This window comes from Burkholderiaceae bacterium (assembly GCA_024235995.1).
Lineage (GTDB): Bacteria > Pseudomonadota > Gammaproteobacteria > Burkholderiales > Burkholderiaceae_C > Ottowia.
In genome coordinates this window covers 3,335,415-3,356,151 of the sequence record JACKLI010000001.1, presented here as the reverse complement: position 1 = coordinate 3,356,151, position 20,737 = coordinate 3,335,415, and the positions used below count along the sequence as shown (strand labels likewise).

Below are 20,737 nucleotides of genomic sequence, written 5' to 3'. Positions count from 1 at the left end.
AGGCCCGTGCGTCTTGAGGGTGCAGGGACAGCCATGGTTTGGGCTGCCCGCGCTTCATGCCCTTGGACCCGTCTTCAAACGGGCCCGGTGCTCCATCGTTCACCGATCTTGCAAGGAGTTGATCATGAACTTCACCCATGAATGCCGAGCGCATCCTCCCCGGTCCCTGATGCGGTCCTTGCCGGCGTTGGCCGTGTTGCTGGCCGGCACGGCCTGCGCGCCCCTGTCGCAGCTGATGGCTCCGACGCCGGCACCCATGGCAGCGCCGCCAGCCGTCACGCCCGCGCCCGTGCCCGCGCCCGTGCCCGAGCCGGCACCCGCTGTCGTGCCGCCACCGGCACTCGAAGGCGGCAGCGTGGCGGGACGGGCACGCAGTTTCTCCACCCGCCTGGCCACCTACACGGCCGCCAGCTTCGATGCCTTGCCGGGCTGGGGGCGCGACGACTTCATTGCCGGCTGGCCGGCGTTTCTGGGCAGCTGCCAATCGCTGGCGCGCCGCAAGACCGAGTGGAAGGAACTGTGCGCGCGTGCGCGGCAGGTCGATGGCAAGAGCGAAGCGGCCATCCGTGGCTTCTACGAGCATGAATTCAGCGTCTACCAGATCCGGGATGACGATCGCCGTACCGAAGGCGTGGTCACGGGCTACTTCGAGCCCGAGGTGCCGGGCAGCCGGCGCTATGCGCCGCCGTTCGTGTACCCGGTCTACGCCACCCCGACCGACATGGTGATGCTGGATACGCGGACCCTTCCCAAGGGCAGCAAAGGCACCGTGGCCGCGCGGGTGGAGGGCAGGGAGGTCGAGATCCAGAAGGGGCTGTCCACGCGCGACATGAATGCGCGCAACCTCTACGCGCTGGATCTTTCCGATGTCGAGGCCAGCACGATCGATCGACGGGCGCGCCTGCGCATCGACGGGCGCCGACTGGTGCCGTACTACACGCGGCAGGAGATCGAGGCGCGTGGCGCGCCCAACGCGGCGGTGCTGGCCTTCGTGCGCGACGCCAATGCGCTGTACGAACTGCAGGTCCAGGGCTCGGGCCGCATCCGCCTGCCGGATGGCGAGATGATTCGCATCGCCTACGCCGAACAGAACGGCCACCCCTTCCGCCCGATGCTGGCGCATGCGTCCAATGGCAAGTCCAAGGGTGTCCGCGTGCGGGGCGCGTTCGTCGAACTTCAGCTGGATGAAGACGATGATCCGCAGGACGTGACGCAAGGCGTTCTCACGCGTGGTTTCGCACTGGTGCACCCCGCGCGCAGCGGTCCGATGGCCGTGCCGGGGCACAAGCTGCCGGCGGGCGTGGTCGCGGGGACGGGCAACACCGATCCCAGCTACGTGTTTTTCAAGGAAGAGCCCGCGAGCGTGACCGGGGTGGTGGGCGCGCTCGGCGTGCCCCTGACCGCCGGACGCTCGATCGCGGTCGACCCGCGCAGCACCCCGCTGGGTTACCCGGTCTTCGTGTCGACGCGCGACCCGGCCAGCGGCGCGCCCATTCAGCGCCTGACCCTGGCGCAGGATACCGGCGGCGCCATTCGTGGCGCGGTCCGGGCGGACTATTTCTTCGGCTTTGGCTCCGATGCGGCCGATTCGGCCCGCCGCATGAAGCAGCGCGGACAGATGTGGGTGCTGCTGCCGCGCGGCATGACGGTGGCGGCCGTCGCACCCGGCAGCGGACCGCGCACGCGCGGCGCCAGCGTCGACCTGGCCAACTGTCTGGTTGCCGATGACGACACCTGTGTCGAAGGCGGCGGCGATTCGGCTCCATGACGGCGATCGGCAGTCGATCGTCGTGATGTCCGCCTCGACGGGCCAACAAGCATGCTGGACACCCTGTCCACCGACGACAGCGCGGTACTGGCGCGTCTGTGGTGCCGGCGCCAGCGGCTGACACCCGACGACATGGCGCTCGGCTACCGTCTGGTGCAGCGCGCCCTGGCCGGCTGCACGCCGCCCGAGCTGAGCGCCCTCGGCGAATCCCGGCAGGAGCTGGTGGCCCAATTCATCTACCTGAAGGTGTTGCGCCTGGGGCCGACGGGCAGCGCGGACGGCGGCGAGCCCGAAGCCAGGTCGGCCCGCGGCGGGCACAGCGCGCCGTCCAGCGCGTTTGCCCTGTGCGCCTACTTTCGGCGCTACCTCATCGATTGCACGCGCGCCGTCGCGCATCGGCGCAGGGTACCCCTGGGGGAGAGCGATGCGCTGGACGATGCCCTGCTGGCTGCGCAGGTCGAGGCCAGCGGCGCGGAGGACGGGTTGGCCGCATTGGCCGAGCATGGCCTGACCGAGGCTGCCGTGGCCTTGGCGGCGCGTCGCTTCATCCGCGAGCTGCCCGCGGCGGAGCGGTTGTTGTTGAGCGAGGGGTTCGGACAGGAGCGGCCCGGTGGGCTGGCCGGGGTGGCCACCCGCCATGCCATTGCCTCGTACCACTATCGTGCCGGCCGGCTCGGCCTGGTGCATCGCCGCGCGGCCTTGCCGGCCGACTATGGCCGCACGCGGCTGGGCGCGTGGATCGAACAGACCTTGAAGATACCGATCGTGTCCGAAAATCGATCCGCGATCGGTCAGGTGTTTCAAATTCTCGCCGCCGAGGCGTCTTGGGTTTAGGGAGTAGCACCCATGACCTACGTGACGCTTTGGCCGCCCCTCGATGAAATCCGTCGTGTGCTCCAGGTCGTGCCCGATCGCCCTGATGACACGGAGGCGGGTGCACGATCGGCTGGCGCAGCGCCAGACCCCGGGACGGTGTGCGCACCTGTCGACGGGGACTTGCCCGACACGCTGCGGCTGCTGGTGGAGCGCCGTGCCGCCGCGGCCGCCCTGCCAACGGCAGAGCGCTGGACCTCGGGTGACATCGTGGCCGTACCCGCCGGCAAGGGCGTGACGGTGGGGGTGTTGCTGGATGAACCGGATGGCAGCGCCACGGCGCCCCAAGGCACGGTATGGCGAGGGTGGCTGACTTGCGCCGAAGTGGACTGGGCAGGAGCCCACGATCTTGTTCTGGAGCCGCAGGATGAGCCTTTCGATCCGGCCGTCGGCGTCGTGCAGGCCTGGCATCCGGTCTGGGTGCAGGAAGTGTCGGCGCCACGGCTGGGGCGGCTGACGGCAGCTCGGCTGGCGGCGGTGCGTGCGGTGCACGCCGAGTTCCTCGGCGGTGCTTCAGACCCCGGTGCGGTAGCGGACGCGCAACCGGGCTGGATCGGTCTGCGCACGGTCGGTGGTTTCACGGTTTTGACCGGAACGTCCTTGAGCGAGGGCGATCCTCGCATCGAATACCGTGCCGCGTATCGTGCGGTCGGTGAGCGCCTGACCGTCGCCAGGCCGGCCCGGAAGGCCGCGCCGACGATGGCGGTGGAGCCACCTGGACATCGAATCAGGCGCTGGCTGAAGAGCGCTCTGGCCGGTGGCGCGCCGAGCCGCATCGCGCTGGCCGGCGCCTGCGCCGTCGTCCTGGGGCTGACGGTGCAGGGCCTGTACGACACACCGCCGGTTTCCCGGGCCGGGGGGGACGATGACGTGCGTTTTCGGTCCATCCCGGCGCCCCAGGCGCGCGCCGAGCTGAGCGTGCGCTGGCGCGATGCGGCCGACGCCGGCGACATCGCGGTTCTGCTGCACAGCTTCGGTGGCGAGATCGTCGGCGGGCCCAATGCCGCGGGCCGCTGGCAGGTTCGTGTGCCGGATGCGGCCGTTGCCCAGCGTGCCATGCTGGCTTCGCCCCTGGTGGCCGAGGTGGTCAGCCCATGACGATGGGTCTGCCCAAGCGCACTCGGGCCGGCGTGCCCTGGCCATGCGGCGATGGGGTGCGCTGGCTGCTCTTGCTGGTGTGCCTGTGGCTGTGCCTGGGCGCACAGGCTCAGCCGGCGCGGCGGGCCCTGCTGGTCGGCGTGTCGGAACTGCCTGGCCAGCCGGAATCAAGCTGGTTGCGGGCGCCTCGGCATGACGTGCAGCTGATGCGCCAGACCCTGGCGGCGCAGGGCTGGCCGGCCCAGGGTGTCCAGGTTCTGGCCGACGGCGTTGCCGGCGCCGAATGGCCCCGGCTGGAGGCGATCCGTGCGGCGCTGGCCCAGCTGGTGGCGCAGGCGCAGCCTGGGGAGTTGGTCCTGCTTTATTTCTCGGGCCATGGCGTGCGCCTGCATGGCGCGGCCAAGAGCTACGACGAACCCGATGGCCTGACGGAGGTGTTCATGGCGCGCGATGGTGCGCTGCGGGACGCGGAGATGGGTGGGTGGATCCAGGCCATTTTGGCCAAGGGCGCGTTTGTGTGGGCGGTATTCGACACGTGCTCGGCGACCTCCATGACGCGCGGCGGTCCCGCGCAGCCGCCAAGACCGGTTTTTCCAGAAGCCGATGACGACGTGCGCTTTCGCGGCCTGAGCTGGTCCGACATGGATGCGGCGTTTCGCCGCTTGTTGCAGGCCAGCCTGAGCCAACCCACCGCCATTCCATCGGAGGCCAGCATGGTGCCGCCGGCACGGTACGTCGCGCTGTTTGCCGCCGAAAGCCATCAGCTGACGCCCGAATTGCGTTTGCCGCGCGGGCGGCCCGATGCGGCGCCGCATGGGTTGCTGACCTGGGCGATCACCGAGGCGCTGGCGCACAGGCCCGCGACGTGGCGCGATCTGTTCATCGACGTGCTGGGGCTGTATGGGCCGATCACGGACGAACTGGCCCAGCGCTATCCCGATCGGGAGCTGCCATCGCCCGTGATGGAGGGGGCGTTGGATGCGCGGCTGTTCGATGATCAAGGCGTTGTCGCGTCCACGTTGCCGGTATGGCCCGCTCGGCGCGATGGCGACATGCTGCGCGTGGCGGCGGGGCGCCTGGATGGACTGGCTCCCGGCCAGAGGCTGCATGTGACCGCGCGGCTGCCGAGCGGCCAGAGGCGGGAGTTCGAAGCCCGGGCCGGCTCGGTCGCTCTGGGGGAGGCCCAGGTCGCCTTGAGCGACGCCATGGGCAGCGTGCCCGCGGCATCGGGGTGGCAAGCCTGTGCATTCGAGGCGCCGGTCGAGCTGGCCTTGCGTGTCCGCGCCGAAGCCGGGCGCGCTCAGCGCGCCTTGCGTGGCCTGAGTTTGACCTACCCGGCTTCGATTCGCATGATTGCCGCCGGTGAAGCCGATTGGCAGGTCTCGGCGCGGGATTCGGGCTTTTGGGTCGAGTCGCCCAAGGCTGGGGTCGGCCGTGCCGTGGCAGACGCAGCGGCTTTACGCCGCTTTCTGGCCGACCAAGCCAGCTTTCGATGGTTGCAGAGCGTGGCCGACCTTGCGCAATGGGAGAAGCCCAGGCCGCTGGCGGGCTTTCGCGCCAGCCTGATCTCCGGACCCGGCGCCGACGGTGCCTGGAAGCAGGAACCGCTCAGTCCACGGCCTGCCGAGCCTTCGGGCCAATCCTCGATCGAAATCGAGAACGGCAGCGGCGCCTCGGTCGATTTGCTGGTCGTCGGCGTCACGGCCGGGCGGCGGCTGATCCCGATTTTTCCGGCCACCCTGGGCGAGACCAACCGCTTCGAGCGCGGTGACGCACAGGCTCCGGCACGCAAGCGCTTCGCGCTGCCGCCCCCACTGCTCGCCCCGGGTGGCGCCCTGCTGGTGATCGCCACGCCGGTGCGGCCGCGCAGCCCGGTGCGGCTGTACGGCTTTTCGCCCGCGTCCGACGACGTGCTGCCCGACGTCAGGTTGCGCAGCGCCGCGCTCGCGACCGGCGATATGGCCTATGTCGTCATGGCGCGCTGGTAGGGCGTGCCCTGGTTCATCATTCGTTCACTGGAGGATTTCACACCATGCCCACGAGTGCAACGTTCATGGAAGGCGACGGCGTCCTCGGCATCGAGCAGTTGGTGGCCATGCTCAAGCTGTCGGCCAGCAGAACCGAATTCGACCTGATGATGGCCGTCGAAGTGGATGGCAGTCCGGTGGCCAGCGACTTGCCACGCAAGTTTTCGGACGGCAAACCCCGCATGGAGGTCGACGGTTATCTGTGGGGCGTGGCGCAACGCAGCGGTGGGGGCGGAGCGGGCCGCGCGCCCTATACGCTCTATGTGCTGCGTCGCTCGGACGTTGCCACTGCGTCGCTGATGAGTGCCCTGATCAGGCGCTCCGACAAGGTCCACGTCATCCTGGGGGTCTACAAGGCGGGCGGTGGCAGCGATGTCGAGCCCATGCTGGAGATCGACATCGACAAGGCCCGCCTGGTCACGCATTGCATGCTGACCAGCACGGGGCTGGGCGGGCCGTCGGAGGTGCTGGGTTTTTCCGGTCGCAAGTTCGAAGTCCGCAGCGCGCCGCAACAGTCGAGCGGCATACGTGGCGGGCTGCGCACCTGCAGTTTCGAGGCCATCGAATTATGAATGCGCCACCTTCCATCGCCGCCGACCTGGTGCAGCAGGGACGCCCGGCCGACGCTCTCGCGGCCTTGACGCAGGACATTCGTGCGCGACCGGGCGACAGCCGTCTGCGCGTGTTCATGGCGCAGTTGCTGTGCGTGCTGGGCCAGTGGCAACGTGCCCTCACCCAACTGGACGTCGCGGCCGAGCAGGATGCCCTGGCGGTGCCGATGAAGCAGGTGTATGGCGATGCCATCCGTTGCGAGGCCTTGCGCGCCGAGGTGTTCGCCGGTCGGCGCACGCCGCTGGTGCTTGGCGAGCCGCCCGCTTGGCTCGCGCTGCTGGCGGAGTCCCTGCGCGTCGGCAGCAGCGGCGACTGGACTGGCGCCGATGTCTTGCGCCAGCGTGCCTTCGAGGCGGCACCCGCGCTTTCGGGAAACCTGCAGGACGGCCAGGCATCCCATGCATTCACCTGGCTGGCGGACGCCGACATGCGCTTGGGGCCGGTTCTGGAGGCGTTTGTCCATGGCCGCTACTACTGGGTGCCTTTTGAGCGGATGGCTCGCGTGCGGATCGATCCGCCGGAGGACTTGCGCGATGCGGTGTGGATGCCGGCGCACCTGGACCTGCGGCCGAGCGGCGAGGTGCTGGCGCTCATCCCCACCCGCTACCCCGGCAGTGAGCGCAGCGCCGACGGCGCGCTGGCCCTGGCCCGCCGCACCGAGTGGATGGAGCCTGCGCCGGGGGTGTGGCATGGCCTGGGCCAGCGGGTGTTCGCCACCGACGCGGGGGATCATGCATTGATGGATGTGCGCGACATCGCATGGAACGAGCCCGGCGCGGCGCAGGAGCCCGCGTGATGAACGACGCCCTGGCCCAGGAGCGCCTGCAGCCCTCGCTGTTCGACCGCTTGATCGACGAAGAACCCGATCATTCGATCGAAAGCGACGACAAGCGAACGTTGACCCGTGCCGCCCTGCGCCAGGCGGTGCTGCGCGACCTGGGCTGGCTGCTCAATGCCACCGGCCACGGCCTGGCCTTCGACGACCCGCGCCATCCCCACGCCGCGCGCTCGGTCCTCAACTACGGATTGCCTATGCTGTCTGGCCAGTTCACGTCCTCGATCCAGCGTGTCAGCATGGAACAAGCGCTCAAGCAAGCCATCGTGCAGTTTGAGCCGCGCATCCTGTCCCAAACGCTGGAGGTGGAACTCGTCATGGAAGGCCCGGCCCTCGAATCACACAACTGCGTCGGTCTCCAGATTCGCGGCACCTTGTGGGCGCAACCGGTGCCGCTGGAGTTCCTGATGCGCAGCCGGATCGATCTGGGCGAAGGGCGCATCGAGCTCGAGAGCGGATCGGGCGGGCGCGGCTGAGCGCGCACCGCAGGGCCTTGGCATGGACCCGCGCCTGCTGGATCTCTACGAACACGAACTGCGCTATTTTCGTGAGAGCAGTGGCGAGTTCGCGCGCGCCTACCCCAAGATCGCCCGCCGCCTGGGCCTGGACGGCCCGGAGGTGGCCGATCCCTACGTCGAACGCCTGATCGAAGCCAGCGCCTTCCTGTCGGCGCGGGTGATGCTCAAGCTCAACGCCGAGTACCCCCGGTTTGCCGCCCAGCTGCTGGACATCGTCTATCCGCACTTCATGGCGCCGACCCCGGCCATGCTGGTCGCCGAATGCGCCCCAAAACGGGACGACACCGCCCTGGCCAGCGGTCCCGTCCTGCCCCGTGGCAGTGCCTTGCGGCTGCGCCGCGCGCTGGGGCAGAACACGCACTGCGAGTTCCGCACGGCGCAGGACGTGCGCATCTGGCCGATCGAGCTGACGCAGGCGCGCTGCTTCAGCCATGCCCCCGACCTGCCGTTGGCGCGCCATCCCGGCGCGCGCGCGGTGCGAGGGGGTCTGCGCCTGACGCTGCGCACGCAGGGCGGGCTGCCATTCAACCAGATGGCGCTCGACGAACTGGTGCTGTTCCTCGGGGGGGCTGGCGATGACGTGGCCTGGCCGCTGCTGGAATGCGCGCTGGCCGATCCGGTCGGGGTGCTGATTTGCGCGCCGCCGGCGGAGGGAGCGGTTGGCGCTGCGGTTCAACTCCTGGGCGTGCAGGGGGCGGACGCGATGGGTCCGGTCGGTTTTGCCGCCGATGAAGCCATGCTGCCGCCAACGGCAACGGGCTTTTCCGGCCATCGGCTGGTGCAGGAGTATTTTGCGTTCGCGCCGCGTTTTCAGTTCGTCCGCGTCACCGGCCTGGGCCAGGCCGTGGCCCGTGCGCCGGGCGACGTGCTGGAGTTGGTGCTGCTGTTCTCGCGTGCGCGCCCGGAGCTGGAAAGCCTGGTCACCTCCGAGCATGTTCGCCTGCATTGCGTGCCGGCGGTCAATCTGTTTCCCAAGCGGCTCGACCGTGTCGTGGTGACGGAGCAGGTGACCGAATTTCACTTGCTTGCAGACCGCACCCGTCCGCAGGACTTCGAGGTGCACAGCGTGACCGAGGTGATCGGGCACGGGGCCGCTCGCGCGCAGGCTGGTTCCGTGAACGACGAGCCTGGCGGGCACACCCAGGTTTTCCTGCCGTTCTATGCGGCATTTCATGGCAGCCGCCAGCAGCACCCGGCCTACTACGCCACCAGCCGCGAGCCGCGCCTGCCTTCCGTGCGCCAGCGCAGCCAGGGGCACCGAAGCAGCCACATCGGCTCCGAGCTGTACCTGCAATTGGTGGATGCCGATCAGGCGCCGTATGCCGGCACGCTGCGCCAGCTTTCGGTGCAGGCCTTGTGCACCAACCGCGATCTCCCGCTGATGGTGACGGCGGGCAGCGACACGCTGGAATGCGTGGATGCCTTCGGCTTGAGCGAGGTGCGCATCCTGAGCGGGCCATCGCGCCCCTTCTCCCCCGTGGTGAGCGACGGTCTGGGCTGGCGGGTGGTGGACCATCTGGCGCTGAATTACCTCTCGCTGGCCGACAGCAACGCCCAGGAGGGCGCGGCGGCGCTGCGCGAAATGCTGCAGCTGTACGCGGGGCAGGCCGACGAGTCGCGCCGGGGGCAGGTGCAGGGGCTGCTGTCGGTGGTGGCGCGCCCGGTGACGCGGCGTTTGCCCGTGGCGGGCCCCATCGCGTTCGGACGTGGACTGGAGGTCACGCTCACCGTGGACCCGAGGGCGTTTCACGGCCACAGCGTCTTTTTGTTCGGCGCGGTCCTGGCCCAGTACCTGGCGCGCCACGTGGAGGTGAATCACTTCGTCGAGACGGTGCTGGTTGGTACCGGTGGCAACGAGATCATGCGTTGGAGGCCGCAATGCGGAACCCGGCCGATCCTGTAGCCCAAGCACCCGAGCGGCGGGACGCCGATGTTGAAGGCGCGCGGAGCCGTGTGGCGGCGCAGGTGCAGGCCTGGAGTGCCGAGCCATGGCCGTTGGACTACTTTGCCGCGCTGCGCCGGCTGGAGGCCCTGGCGGCGCCGGCGCCGCGCTGGGGCGAGGCGCCGCGGCCCACTGCCGAGGCGCTGCGCATCGGCCAGGATCCCTCGCTGTCGTTTGCTCCGGCCAGCGTGTCCGGGTTTGAGCCACCGGCGCGCGGCCTGGCGGTGCCGCGCATGCGCCAGTATTTCTTTGGCTACCTCGGTCCCAACGGCCCCTTGCCGATGCATCTGAGCGACCTGATTCGCGAGCGGGCGCACAACCACGGCGATGAAACCTGGCTGGCGTTCCTGGATTCGTTCGCGCACCGCTTTTCTCTGCACTTCTACCGTGCCTGGGCCCAGCCGCGCGCCGCTGTGGCGCTGGACCGTCCGGGCCGCGATGCGTGGCGGCGCTGGGTGGGCTCGTTCGTTGGCATCGGCGGCGCCGCGCGCCAGCGGCGCGACGCCATCCCCGACGATGCGCGGCTGCACTTTTCGGGCTGGCTGGCGCGCCGGGTGCATTGCGCCGAATCGGTGGAGCAGGTCGTCGGCTGCTTCTTCGGGGTGGGGGCGCGGCTGGAGCCATGGGTTGGCCAGTGGCTGCCGATCGCGCCGCAGGAGCGCACCCATCTGGGCAGCCTTGGTGCAGGCCCCGTGGCGGCGCGGCGCCTGGGGGGCGGGGCCGTGCTGGGGCGGCAGGTGTGGGATCGCCAGCACCGCGTGCGTCTGCGGCTGGGCCCGCTGGATCTGGCGAGCTACCGCAAGTTCCTGCCTCATGGCGACGCACTGGAGAGCCTGCGTTGCTGGATGCGCCAATTGCTGGGCGATGAATTGCAGTGGGATGCCGAGCTGGTGCTGCGCAAGGACCAGGTGCCGGCCACTCGCCTGGGCCAGTCGCGCGGCAACGCGCCGCGGCTGGGCTGGGTGTCCTGGCTGGGCGATCGGCCACGCCAGCGCGATGCCACCGACGTGCGCATGCGGGCGGAGGGGCATGCCGCCGGCAGCCCTGCGCCGGCGCTTTTGCAAACGGCGTCCCGCCCTTCGTCTTGAACCCAAGAAACCGGATGTCCATCCATGAGTGAAATCAGTCGCACCGCACTGTTCGGCAAGCTGAACCCGCTGGCCTACAAGGCCATCGAGGGCGCCACCGTGTTCTGCAAGATGCGCGGCAACCCCTACGTGGAGCTGGAGCACTGGATGGCGCAGCTGCTGCAGAACCCCGAGAGCGACCTGCAGCGCATCGTGCAGCACTACGGGTTGGACATCTCGGTGCTGGCCAAGGACGTGACGGCGGCGCTCGATCGCCTGCCGCGCGGCGCCACCGCCATCAGCGACTTCTCGCCGCACATCGAGAACGCCATCGAGCGCGCCTGGACCTACGCCACCCTGCAGTTCGGCGAGGCGCAGGTGCGCACCGGCTACATCGTGGTGGGCATGCTCAAGACAGCCAGCCTGCGCAACCCGCTGCTCTCGATCAGCAAGCAGTTCGAGAAGGTCAAGGTCGAGGACCTGGCGGACCACTTTGCCCAGATCTGCGATGCCTCGGCCGAATCGAGGATGCGCGCGCAGGACGGCACCGGCATGGGCAGCGGCGACGTCGGTGACGAGACCGGCGCCATGGCCCCCGCGGCGATGGGCAAGGGCGAGGCGCTGAAGAAGTTCGCGGTCGACCTGACCGAGAAGGCCAGAAAGGGCGAGATCGACCCGGTGACCGGCCGCGACGACGAGATTCGGCAGATCGTCGACATCCTGATGCGCCGACGCCAGAACAACCCGCTGCTGACGGGCGAGGCCGGCGTGGGCAAGACGGCGGTGGTCGAAGGCTTTGCCCTGCGCCTGGCGCGCGGCGACGTGCCGCCGCAGCTCAAGGACGTGAAGCTGCTGTCGCTGGACATCGGCCTGCTGCAGGCCGGCGCCAGCATGAAAGGCGAGTTCGAGCAGCGCCTGCGCAGCGTGATCGACGAGGTGCAGGCCTCGCCCACGCCCATCATCCTGTTCATCGACGAGGTCCACACCCTGATCGGCGCGGGTGGCGCCGCCGGCACGGGCGACGCGGCCAACCTGCTCAAGCCGGCGCTGGCGCGCGGCAACCTGCGCACGGTGGGCGCCACCACCTGGGCCGAGTACAAGAAGTACATCGAGAAGGACCCGGCGCTCACGCGGCGCTTTCAGGTGGTGCAGATTCTGGAGCCCGACGAGGCGCGCGCCATCGGCATGCTGCGCGGGGTGGCCAGCGTGCTGGAAAAGCACCACCGCGTGCAGCTGCTCGACGAGGCGATCGAGGCGGCGGTCAAGCTCAGCCACCGCTACATCCCGGCGCGCCAGCTGCCCGACAAGGCTGTCAGCCTGCTGGACACGGCCTGCGCGCGCGTGGCGGTGTCCCAGCACGCCACGCCTCCCGCCGTCGAGGACTGCCAGCGCCGCATCGAGGCGCTCACCGTGGAGCAGGAAATCATCGACCGCGAGGCGGCCATCGGCATCGACGTGGTCCAGCGCGCCGGGCAGGTGGGCGCGCTGCGCGCCGAGGCCGAGACCGAGCTGGCGGCGCTGCAGGCGCGCTGGCAGGAAGAAAAGACGCTGGTCGATCGCCTGCTCGAGCTGCGCGCCGCGCTGCGCGCCGGGGCGCAGCCGGTCGATCCGCCGGATGCTATCCAATCAGGAGCTTATGGGGCAGATTCAACGGGGGCTAGCGGCCAAAATGATTCACAGAATCCGGCCACCGACCGCACCGAGATGCTGACCGAGCTGCGAGAGCTGCAGGAGCGCATCCATGCACTGCAGGGCGAGTCGCCGCTGATCCTGCCCAGCGTCGACGCGCAGGCCGTGGCCTCGGTGGTGTCCGACTGGACGGGCATCCCGGTCGGCCGCATGGTCAAGAACGAGGTCGAGGCCATCCTGCAGCTGGCGGGCGCGCTGGGCCAGCGCGTGATCGGCCAGCAGCATGGGCTGGAGATGATCGCGCGGCGCATCCAGACCAGTCGCGCCCGGCTGGACAACCCCGGCAAGCCGATCGGCGTGTTCATGCTGTGCGGCACCTCGGGCGTGGGCAAGACCGAGACCGCGCTGGCGCTGGCCGAGGCGCTGTACGGCGGCGAGCAGAACGTCATCACCATCAACATGAGCGAGTTCCAGGAGGCGCACACCGTCTCCACGCTCAAGGGCGCGCCGCCGGGCTACGTGGGCTATGGCGAGGGCGGTATCCTGACCGAGGCGGTGCGCCGCCGACCCTACAGCGTGGTGCTGCTCGACGAGGTGGAGAAGGCCCATCCCGACGTGCACGAGATCTTCTTCCAGGTGTTCGACAAGGGCCGCATGGAAGACGGCGAGGGCCGCATGATCGACTTTCGCAACACCATCATCCTGCTGACCACCAACGTGGGCAGCGAGCTGGTGATGAGCATGTGCAAGGACCCGGAGCTGATGCCCACGCCCGAGGCGCTGGCCGAGGCGCTGAAGGGCCCGCTGATGAAGGTGTTTCCCCCCGCGCTGCTGGGCCGCATGGTCACCATCCCCTACTACCCGCTGTCGCCCGAGATGATGAAGCAGATCGTGCAGCTGCAACTGGGCCGAATCGCCAAGCGCGTGCAGGCCAACCACGGCGTGCCCTTCACCTACACCGACGCGGTGGTCGAGCAGGTCGTTGCCCGCTGCAACGACGCCGAGTCGGGTGGCCGCGTGATCGATGCGATCCTCACGAACACCGTTCTGCCCACCATTTCGGTGGAATACCTGAAGCGCCTGGCCGGCGGCGGCGCGATCGCCCGGGTGGCTTTGGACGTGCAGGGCAGCGACTTCAGCTATGCCTTCGATTGATGCGTTGTGGATGACAAGCCATGGCCGATGAATTGTTTCAGATCAAGGGTGACGCGCCCGCCGTGCCCGATCTCAAGTTCTGGAGCGTGCTGGGGCACGAGAGCCTGTCGCGGTCGGCGCACTACGAGCTGACGGTGCTGTCGGAGAACAAGAGCATCGCGGCCAAGGATGTTCTGGGTTACGCCTTCGACGTCGTCGTCAAGTTCCAGGACCGCTCCAAGGGCTGGCACGAGCGCCACTGCCAGGGGCATGCCGTGCGCTTTCTGCGGGTGCGGCAGGTGGGGCGCTACTTCGAGTACCGCATCACCCTGCGCTCGTGGTTCTGGCTGCTGACCAAGCGGCGCAACAGCCGCATCCTGCAGGACAAGCCGGTGCTGGACGTGCTGGATGCCGTGTTCGAGGACAGTCCCATCAAGCGCTTCAAGAAGACCCGCGCCGACCACGTGATCGACCCGCACCAGCCGCACCGCTACTGCGTGCAGTTCGAGGAAAGCGACCACGACTTTCTCTCCCGCCTGCTGGAAGAAGAAGGCATCTACTACTGGTTCGACGCGCACGCCGCACCCGGCACCATGCTGCTGGCCGATGTCAGCAGCGTGGCCCATGACAAGCTGCCGGCCGAGAGCACGCTGGACTGGATTTCGCTCGACCGCGGCGAGGCGCGCTTCAACGAGATCAGCACCTGGATCGCCGGCAAACGCCTGGACACCGGCAAGTGGGCAGCCACCGACAGCAATTTCAAGACCATCCGCAAGGATCTGGGCGTCAAGCTCGACGTGTCGGCCCAGCACGAGCTGCCCGATTTCGAGGCGTTCGAGTTTCCGGGGGACTACTTCACCAGCGACGACGGCGACATGATCAGCCGGCGCCGTGGCGACGAACTGCAGTCCCGGCGCGAGCGGCATTGGGCCGTGACCGGGTGGTCCGACGTGGCCGCAGGGCGCAGCTTCAAGTACCAAGGCGACCCGGATGCCAGCCGCAACGGCGAATACATCATCGCCTCGTGCACCTTCGTGATCGGTCACCCGGGCTACGAAGGTCTGGGAGACGGCCTGGCGGCGCCGGCCGCATCCAGCACCTTCGATGCCTTGCTGGCCGGCGATGGGGTGAGCGATGGCAGCCAGGACGTGCTGCGCGGCATCGTCGAATCGGCCCTGGAGCCCAAGGTGGGCGTGCGCGGCGCGCGATCCTTCGTGCTGGGCCTGGTCACGCCGTCCGTGCCTTTCAGGCCGCCGCGCGTGACGCCGCGCAAACGCATGCCGGGCCCGCAGTCGGCCATCGTGGTGGGCCCCAAAGGTGAAGAGTTGCACGTGGATGAGTTCGGCCGTGTCAAGGTGCACTTCCACTGGGATCGCTACGACGAAAGCAACGAGAAATCCACCTGCTGGGTGCGCGTGTCGCAGCCCTGGGCGGGCAAGGGCTGGGGCGGCTACTTCGCGCCCCGCATCGGCCACGAAGTGATCGTCGATTTTCTCAACGGCGATCCGGACCGCCCCATCATCATGGGCCGCGTCTACAACGACGACCAGCCTATCCCCTACGAGTCGCCCACGCAAAGCGGCTTCAAGACGCGCTCCACGCCCAAGGGCGGCACCAGCAATTTCAACGAGTTTCGGTTCGAGGACAAGAAGGGAAGCGAGCAGGTTTATCTGCACGCCGAGAAAAATTACGACATCGAGGTCGAGAACGATGAAACCCATCACGTGGCTCACGACCGCAGCAAGAAGGTGGACAACAACGAGACCACCAAGATTGGTGTCGACCGCACCGAAACCGTTGGCAACAACGAGAAGATCACGATTGGCGTGAACCGCACCGAATCGGTCGGCGTCAACGAGGACATCACGATCGGTGCCTCGCGCACCGAACAGGTGGGGGCCAGCGAAACGGTGACGGTCGGCGCCAACCGCACCCACACGGTGGCAGCCAGCGACACGCTGTCGGTTGGCAGCGCCCGCACCGAGACGATCGGCGCCGCGCTCACTCAGACGGTGGGCGCAACAGTGACGCAGACCGTGGGCGCCGCCTTGACGCAAACGGTGGGAGGGGCCATCACCGTGACCTCGGGCGGCCCGACGACGTTTACGGCTGCGGGGGGGTTCACCGTCATTGCGCCGGGGGGCACCAAGATCATTGACTTTTCGCTGGGTCAGATTGGTGGCCAGAACACGATTTTGTACGGCTTTCAATTTAACGGCACGGCCATCAACACCGAAGCCAATGGCCTGAAGGTCGAAACCACCGGATTCGGCTCCGCCGTCATCGGTGCCAAACTTGAAAAAGTGGGGGCCAACCTGATTTCCGGCACCCTCAAGGTCGAGCAAATCGCGGCGCTTGAGGCACTCAGCAACGCGACCGGAATCGAGATGGATACCCTCAAGATCTTCCTGTAGGCAGGCTCAGCCATGAAGGTGTTCAAGCCGCTTGCCATCTCGGTCCTGGCCCGTCCGTTCGAGTTCAGGGATCGGACCATGCTGGGCCTGACTGGGTTGGTTTGCGTCGGCATGGGTGCAATACCCGAGGTGTTTCCCGAAACGCAGCTTTGGCCGCTGTGGGCGTCGCGCCCCGAGTCGGCGGCTCCGCTTGACGAATGCATCCCGCGCAGCCGGTCCGAGTACCTGGTTTCCGGCGTTGCATACCCGCCTGGCCCGGCTCAGCGGGCCTGCGCCGTCGAGGTCGAGGTGGGGCGACTGCAAAAGCGCCTGCTGGTGCATGGCGATCGATTCTGGAACGGCGCCACACCCTCTGAACCGCAGCCGTTCGAGTCCATACCCCTGACCTGGTCGCGCGCCTTTGGTGGCCAGGAGGTGACCGAAAACCCCTTGGGCCGCGGTGCTGGGCCGACCAACGAAGCGGGAGTCCGCCTGCACTGGCTGCCCAACGTGGAGGACCCCCGGTGTCCCGTGACTTCACCGCGCGAGCGCGTGCAACCAGCCGGACTGGGCCCCATCGATCCCCTGTGGCCTCAGCGCAAGTGCCATCAGGGCACCTATGACGACGCATGGTTGAAGACTCAGTTTCCGGCCATCGCGGCGGACACCGACTGGCGTTTTTTCAACGTGGCGCCGGACGATCAACAGCAGGATGCCCCTTTTACCGGCACGGAGGCATACGCGTTTCGCCACCTCCATCCGGCGAAAGCGCAGCTGAAGGGGCAACTGCCGGGACTGTGCATGCGGGCGTTCGTCACGCAGCGCGTGGGCCAGCAGGAGAAATTCAAGGAAATCAAGACCCGTCTCAATACCTTGTGGTTCTTTCCCGATGCCGAGCGCGTGATCCTGGCTTTCCAGGGCATGCACGAGATCGCCGAGGACGACGGCGCCGATGTCGTGCATTTGCTGGCGGCCATCGAGCGCCTGGGCCAACCGCGGTCGGCCGAGCACTATCTGCACGTGCGCGACAAGCGGCTGGACAAGAACAACGGCGTCATCGAGGCGCTGCGCGAGGACGATCTGATGCCGGCCGACCTGGTGGTGCCGCTGGTTGACTTTTCTCCGCGCGAGAACCGGGCGCTGGAGCGCGGGCAAAGGCGTGCGGAGCAGGAGCGTGCCCGGGCGCGTGACGAGGTGGCCAGCCATGGGCTGGACCCCGACGCGCATGCCCCGCCCGCCAAGGGGGAGCCGGAACCCCAGGTGCGCAGCCTGGACGATTTGCTGCGCATGCGCGCGGACATCGAGTCGAAAGCAGAAAAAACCAGACAGCAGGCCGAGCGCCAGAAGGCCGAGAGCCTGCGTGAGACCCAGGCGCTGTTTCAGAAGCAGGGGCTGGATTTCGGCCCCATCGAGCGCGAAATGGCAGGCCTGCAGACGCGGGGCCCACCCAAGCCATTCGTCGACGATCTGCTCGGGAGCTTTCGCGACCACATCGCAGCCGGCCAGGGCAGCAAGGCCGGCAAGGCGGGCGTGGTCGAGCTCGAGCAGATGGTCGTCGATGGCCCACTGCAGTCCGGCTGGCGCGAGGGCGAGGCCAAGCAGCTTCTGGCCTACCGCCTGACGGCGCATTACCAGCCCCCGGTGGATCGGCTGGCCGGTGAGGCGGCGCAGGCACTGCGCCGGCGCGTCGCGGCTCATCATGCGGCCGGCGGCGGCTTTGCCCGCTGGGACTTGACCGGCGCCGACCTGTCGGGCCTCGATCTGACGGGCGCCAATTTCGAGGGTGCCCTGATGGAGCGCACCAACCTGAGCGGCACCAACCTGCGCGGCGCCAACCTGCGCGGCGTGGTGCTGGCCCACGCCGACCTGCTGTCGACCCAGCTGCAGCACGCCGCGCTTGCCGGCGCCAACCTGGGTGCGGCGCACATCGTCAAGTCCGACTTCGAGGGGGCCGATCTCAGGGCTGCCATTTTTGCCAAGGCGCAACTGGACGGTGTCAGCTGGCGCGACACCCAACTGGATGACGTGCGCCTGGAAGATGCACGGATGCTGGGCGTGGACTGTGCCGGCGCCCGTGCCGACACCCTGATCACCTTCCACCAGCTCGACCTGCGGGGCTTCAGCTTTGCCCGGGCGCGGCTGCGGCGTGCCGCGTTCATCGAGTGCGATGTCAGCGGCGTCGATTTCAGTGGCTCGGCGTTCGACAAATGCGCTTTTGTCACGCTGAAGGCGCAGGGCGCCGATTTTTCCGACATGCGTATCGAGTCGGGCTGCTTTGCCCAGGAGTGCGATCTGCAGCGCTGCAATTTCAGCGCTGCCCTGCTGCCAGGCCTGAGCTTTCGCGGCGCCCGGCTCGCCGATGCCGATTTTCGGGCCGCTCGCTTGTCCGGTTGCGACTTCAGCGAGTGCGACTTGAGCGGCGCCAGCCTGGCCGGTTGCGATGCGCGCCAGGCGCGCTTCGTTCGAGCACGGCTGGTATCGACCAGCTTCGAGGGGGCGAACCTGATGGATGCGGTTTTTCAGCATGCGCTGCTTGACCGCACCGACTATTGCCAGGCCAATCTGTTTCAAAGCGATTTCGCTCGCGTGCGCGTCGCGCCGGGCGTGCGCTTTGATGGCGCGCTCACGCCACGCATGCGGACCTATCCGCGGTGGCGCGAGCCTGCGCCAAAGGGGCGCGCGCCATGACACGCGACGAGGTCCTGCATGCCGTACAGCAGGCGCAACCGGTGCGTCAGTGCAAGCTGACGGGCATGGACTTTTCCCGGTGCGACCTGTCGGCCACCTTGTTCGAGCGCTGCGACTTTACGCAGGCCAGGCTGCAGGGCGCCGATCTGACCGATGCGCAGTTCATCGGGTGCACCTTCGCGCATGCCGATCTGAGCGGCTGCATTGCCAGTGGCGTGCTGTTTTTTGAATGCCGACTCGAGCGCGTGGCCATGTCCGACACGGCGCTGCGCAACGCGGCCTGGATGAAATGCGAGGTCAAGGGCCTTGCGCTGGTGCGCTGCACGCTGGACTTCGTCAATCTTGCGGACTGCCGACTCGATCAGGTGCTGTTTGACGAGAGCAGGCTGGACAAGCTCACGCTGGCCAGTTGCCGCACGGGCAAGCTGGGTTTTGCGCGCAGCCAGTTGACGCGCACGGTGCTGTTGGAGTGTGACCTGCGGCAGGCCGATTTTCGTGACGCGGCATTCGACACCGTGGTGATGACGAAAAGCGTGCTGGCCGGCCTGTCGTTTGCCGGCCGTACGCTGAACAACGTGCAGTTCATTGGCGCCGACCTGAGCGGTTGCGACTTCAGCCAGGCGCGGCTGAACCATGTCAACTTCCAGCAGGCCCAGGCCCCGGGCATCGTGCTGGCGGGTGCGCAGGCCACCGGGGCGCTGTTCGTCGACGCAAACATCGAGCAGGGGCGCTTCGAGCACGCCCATCTGCGCCAGGCCCTGTTTTGCGGCTCCCGGGCGGCCATGGGTCGTTTCGATGGCGCCGATCTGTACCAGAGCAACTGGACCGGCGCCAAGCTAAAGCAGGCGAGCCTACGTGATTGCGAGCTGACGTACGCGGATTTTTCGCACGCCGACCTGGACGGCGCCGACCTGCGCGGCAGCACCCTGTACCGCACCAAGCTGCACCAGGCATCGGACCGCCAAGCCCAATTCTCGGATCGCGCGCGCGCGCTCGAGTCCGACCCGGAACTGCTGACGGCCGAACGCTGGCAGCCATCGATTGATCCCGCTTGAAGAATGAGGAGCCCCGCTGTGAACGCACATGAAATCAGCTCGCATGAATCGGCTCGGCCGATGCTGGCATCGGGCACCGCGATCGTGATTCGAGTGGACGCCGAGCAGGGCCGCCTTGTCCTGGACGCGGCTGAAGGGCCGCGGCAGGCGGTGCGGGCCGCGAGCTGCCTGGTGCTTCCGGCGACCGGTGACACGGTGGCATGGATGGCCGCGGACGATGGCGGCGCCTTTGTCACCGCCGTCCTGCGGCGCGATGCCGATGTGCCGCTCACGCTGTCCCTGCCGGCCGGGGCCGTGCTTGAAAGTCCGGGCGGCGCGTTGACCTTGCAGGCCGACACCCTGGCACTGCGGGCCCGCACGCTCAGCGTTGAGGGGGAGAGTGCTCACATGAGCGTCGAGCAGGTGCGCGGCGTGGGGCAAACGGCATCCTGGTCCTTTGGGGTCGTCAAGCTGACGGCCGAGCTGCTGGAGTCGTTTGCCGAGCGCGTGCTGCAGTTTTCGCGCTGGAGCCAGCGCATGGTCGATGGGCCTGACCAGGTCCGCAGCCGCCAGATCGACTACCGCGCCGACCACACCCTGCAACTTCAGGCACACACCGTCATTGCCAATGCCGAGAAGCTGCTCAAGGCCGACGGCGATCAGATCCACCTGGGCTGATTCACGGGAGATCCAGCCATGTTTGCCAATTGCCAACTCGGCGGCCTGGACACCGCATTTCCCGATGTCTGCCTGACCCCGTCGCCGCCCGGAGTGCCCGTGCCATTGCCGTACCCGGACATCGCAGCCGGCCCCATGGCGGTGCCCAATGTGCCCACCATCCTGTTTTGCGGCGCGCCCGCGCACAACATGGGGACGACGATTCCGATGACCAATGGCGACAACGTCGGTTTGGCCACCGGCGTGGCGTCCGGAACGGTCATGGGGCCGAGCCGCCACCTGACGGGGGCCTTCACGGTCCTGCTCAAGGGCCTGCCGGCTACGCGCATGACCAGTGTTTCGCTGCAGAACAGCACCAACGCGCCAGGCTGCCGGCTGGTTCCCAGCCAGATCAAAATTCTGATGCTGGCGCCTTGAACCTCGCCTCGAAAGGATGCAGCC

Annotated in this window: 15 protein-coding genes; all 15 read left to right on the top strand. The window is 68.1% G+C overall.

Features of this window, described 5'->3' with window-relative positions; all coding sequences use genetic code 11:
* The first annotated feature begins 169 nt into the window (after nt 1–169).
* Genes H6927_16040 through H6927_15970 form a run of 15 tightly spaced genes read left to right on the top strand, consistent with a single transcriptional unit; the run spans nt 170 to nt 20,713 of the window.
* Nucleotides 170–1,768: an MltA domain-containing protein gene (locus H6927_16040; GenBank protein ID MCP5219602.1), complete on the top strand. Its 1,599-nt coding sequence runs from the start codon at nt 170–172 to the stop codon at nt 1,766–1,768.
* 51 nt (nt 1,769–1,819) lie between these two features.
* Nucleotides 1,820–2,602 carry a hypothetical protein gene (locus H6927_16035; protein ID MCP5219601.1) on the top strand — a complete coding sequence of 261 codons (783 nt, stop codon included), beginning with the start codon at nt 1,820–1,822 and terminating at the stop codon, nt 2,600–2,602.
* Nucleotides 2,603–2,614: 12 nt separating this feature from the next.
* On the top strand, nt 2,615–3,739 hold the full coding sequence (locus H6927_16030; GenBank protein ID MCP5219600.1) for a hypothetical protein: 1,125 nt from the start codon (nt 2,615–2,617) through the stop codon (nt 3,737–3,739).
* Complete coding sequence (locus tag H6927_16025) at nt 3,736–5,727, top strand: caspase family protein (GenBank protein MCP5219599.1); 1,992 nt, start codon at nt 3,736–3,738, stop codon at nt 5,725–5,727. The genes H6927_16030 and H6927_16025 overlap by 4 nt, the downstream gene beginning before the upstream one ends.
* A gap of 44 nt (nt 5,728–5,771) precedes the next feature.
* Nucleotides 5,772–6,338 (top strand): hypothetical protein, encoded by a 567-nt coding sequence (locus H6927_16020; GenBank protein ID MCP5219598.1) that lies wholly within the window; start codon nt 5,772–5,774, stop codon nt 6,336–6,338.
* On the top strand, nt 6,335–7,174 hold the full coding sequence (locus tag H6927_16015; protein MCP5219597.1) for a tetratricopeptide repeat protein: 840 nt from the start codon (nt 6,335–6,337) through the stop codon (nt 7,172–7,174). The genes H6927_16020 and H6927_16015 overlap by 4 nt, the downstream gene beginning before the upstream one ends.
* On the top strand, nt 7,174–7,689 hold the full coding sequence (tssE, locus tag H6927_16010; protein MCP5219596.1) for a type VI secretion system baseplate subunit TssE: 516 nt from the start codon (nt 7,174–7,176) through the stop codon (nt 7,687–7,689). Before H6927_16015 ends, tssE begins: the two co-directional genes overlap by 1 nt.
* Nucleotides 7,690–7,711: 22 nt before the next feature.
* Nucleotides 7,712–9,634 carry a type VI secretion system baseplate subunit TssF gene (gene tssF / locus H6927_16005; protein ID MCP5219595.1) on the top strand — a complete coding sequence of 641 codons (1,923 nt, stop codon included), beginning with the start codon at nt 7,712–7,714 and terminating at the stop codon, nt 9,632–9,634.
* Nucleotides 9,610–10,761, top strand: a complete 1,152-nt coding sequence (tssG, locus tag H6927_16000; GenBank protein ID MCP5219594.1) for a type VI secretion system baseplate subunit TssG — start codon at nt 9,610–9,612, stop codon at nt 10,759–10,761. Before tssF ends, tssG begins: the two co-directional genes overlap by 25 nt.
* 24 nt (nt 10,762–10,785) lie before the next feature.
* Nucleotides 10,786–13,524: a type VI secretion system ATPase TssH gene (gene tssH / locus H6927_15995; protein MCP5219593.1), complete on the top strand. Its 2,739-nt coding sequence runs from the start codon at nt 10,786–10,788 to the stop codon at nt 13,522–13,524.
* A 20-nt stretch (nt 13,525–13,544) separates the two neighbouring features.
* Nucleotides 13,545–15,917 (top strand): type VI secretion system tip protein VgrG, encoded by a 2,373-nt coding sequence (gene tssI, locus H6927_15990; GenBank protein ID MCP5219592.1) that lies wholly within the window; start codon nt 13,545–13,547, stop codon nt 15,915–15,917.
* A gap of 12 nt (nt 15,918–15,929) precedes the next feature.
* Nucleotides 15,930–18,584 carry a DUF2169 domain-containing protein gene (locus H6927_15985; protein ID MCP5219591.1) on the top strand — a complete coding sequence of 885 codons (2,655 nt, stop codon included), beginning with the start codon at nt 15,930–15,932 and terminating at the stop codon, nt 18,582–18,584.
* The gene (locus tag H6927_15980) at nt 18,581–19,639 is read left to right on the top strand and encodes a pentapeptide repeat-containing protein (protein MCP5219590.1); all 1,059 of its coding nucleotides are present in this window, start codon (nt 18,581–18,583) and stop codon (nt 19,637–19,639) included. The genes H6927_15985 and H6927_15980 overlap by 4 nt, the downstream gene beginning before the upstream one ends.
* A gap of 18 nt (nt 19,640–19,657) precedes the next feature.
* A complete protein-coding gene (locus tag H6927_15975; GenBank protein MCP5219589.1) occupies nt 19,658–20,296 on the top strand; it encodes a DUF3540 domain-containing protein in 639 nt (212 codons plus the stop codon).
* Between the two features lie 18 nt (nt 20,297–20,314).
* A complete protein-coding gene (locus H6927_15970; GenBank protein MCP5219588.1) occupies nt 20,315–20,713 on the top strand; it encodes a DUF4150 domain-containing protein in 399 nt (132 codons plus the stop codon).
* The last annotated feature ends 24 nt before the right edge of the window (nt 20,714–20,737 follow it).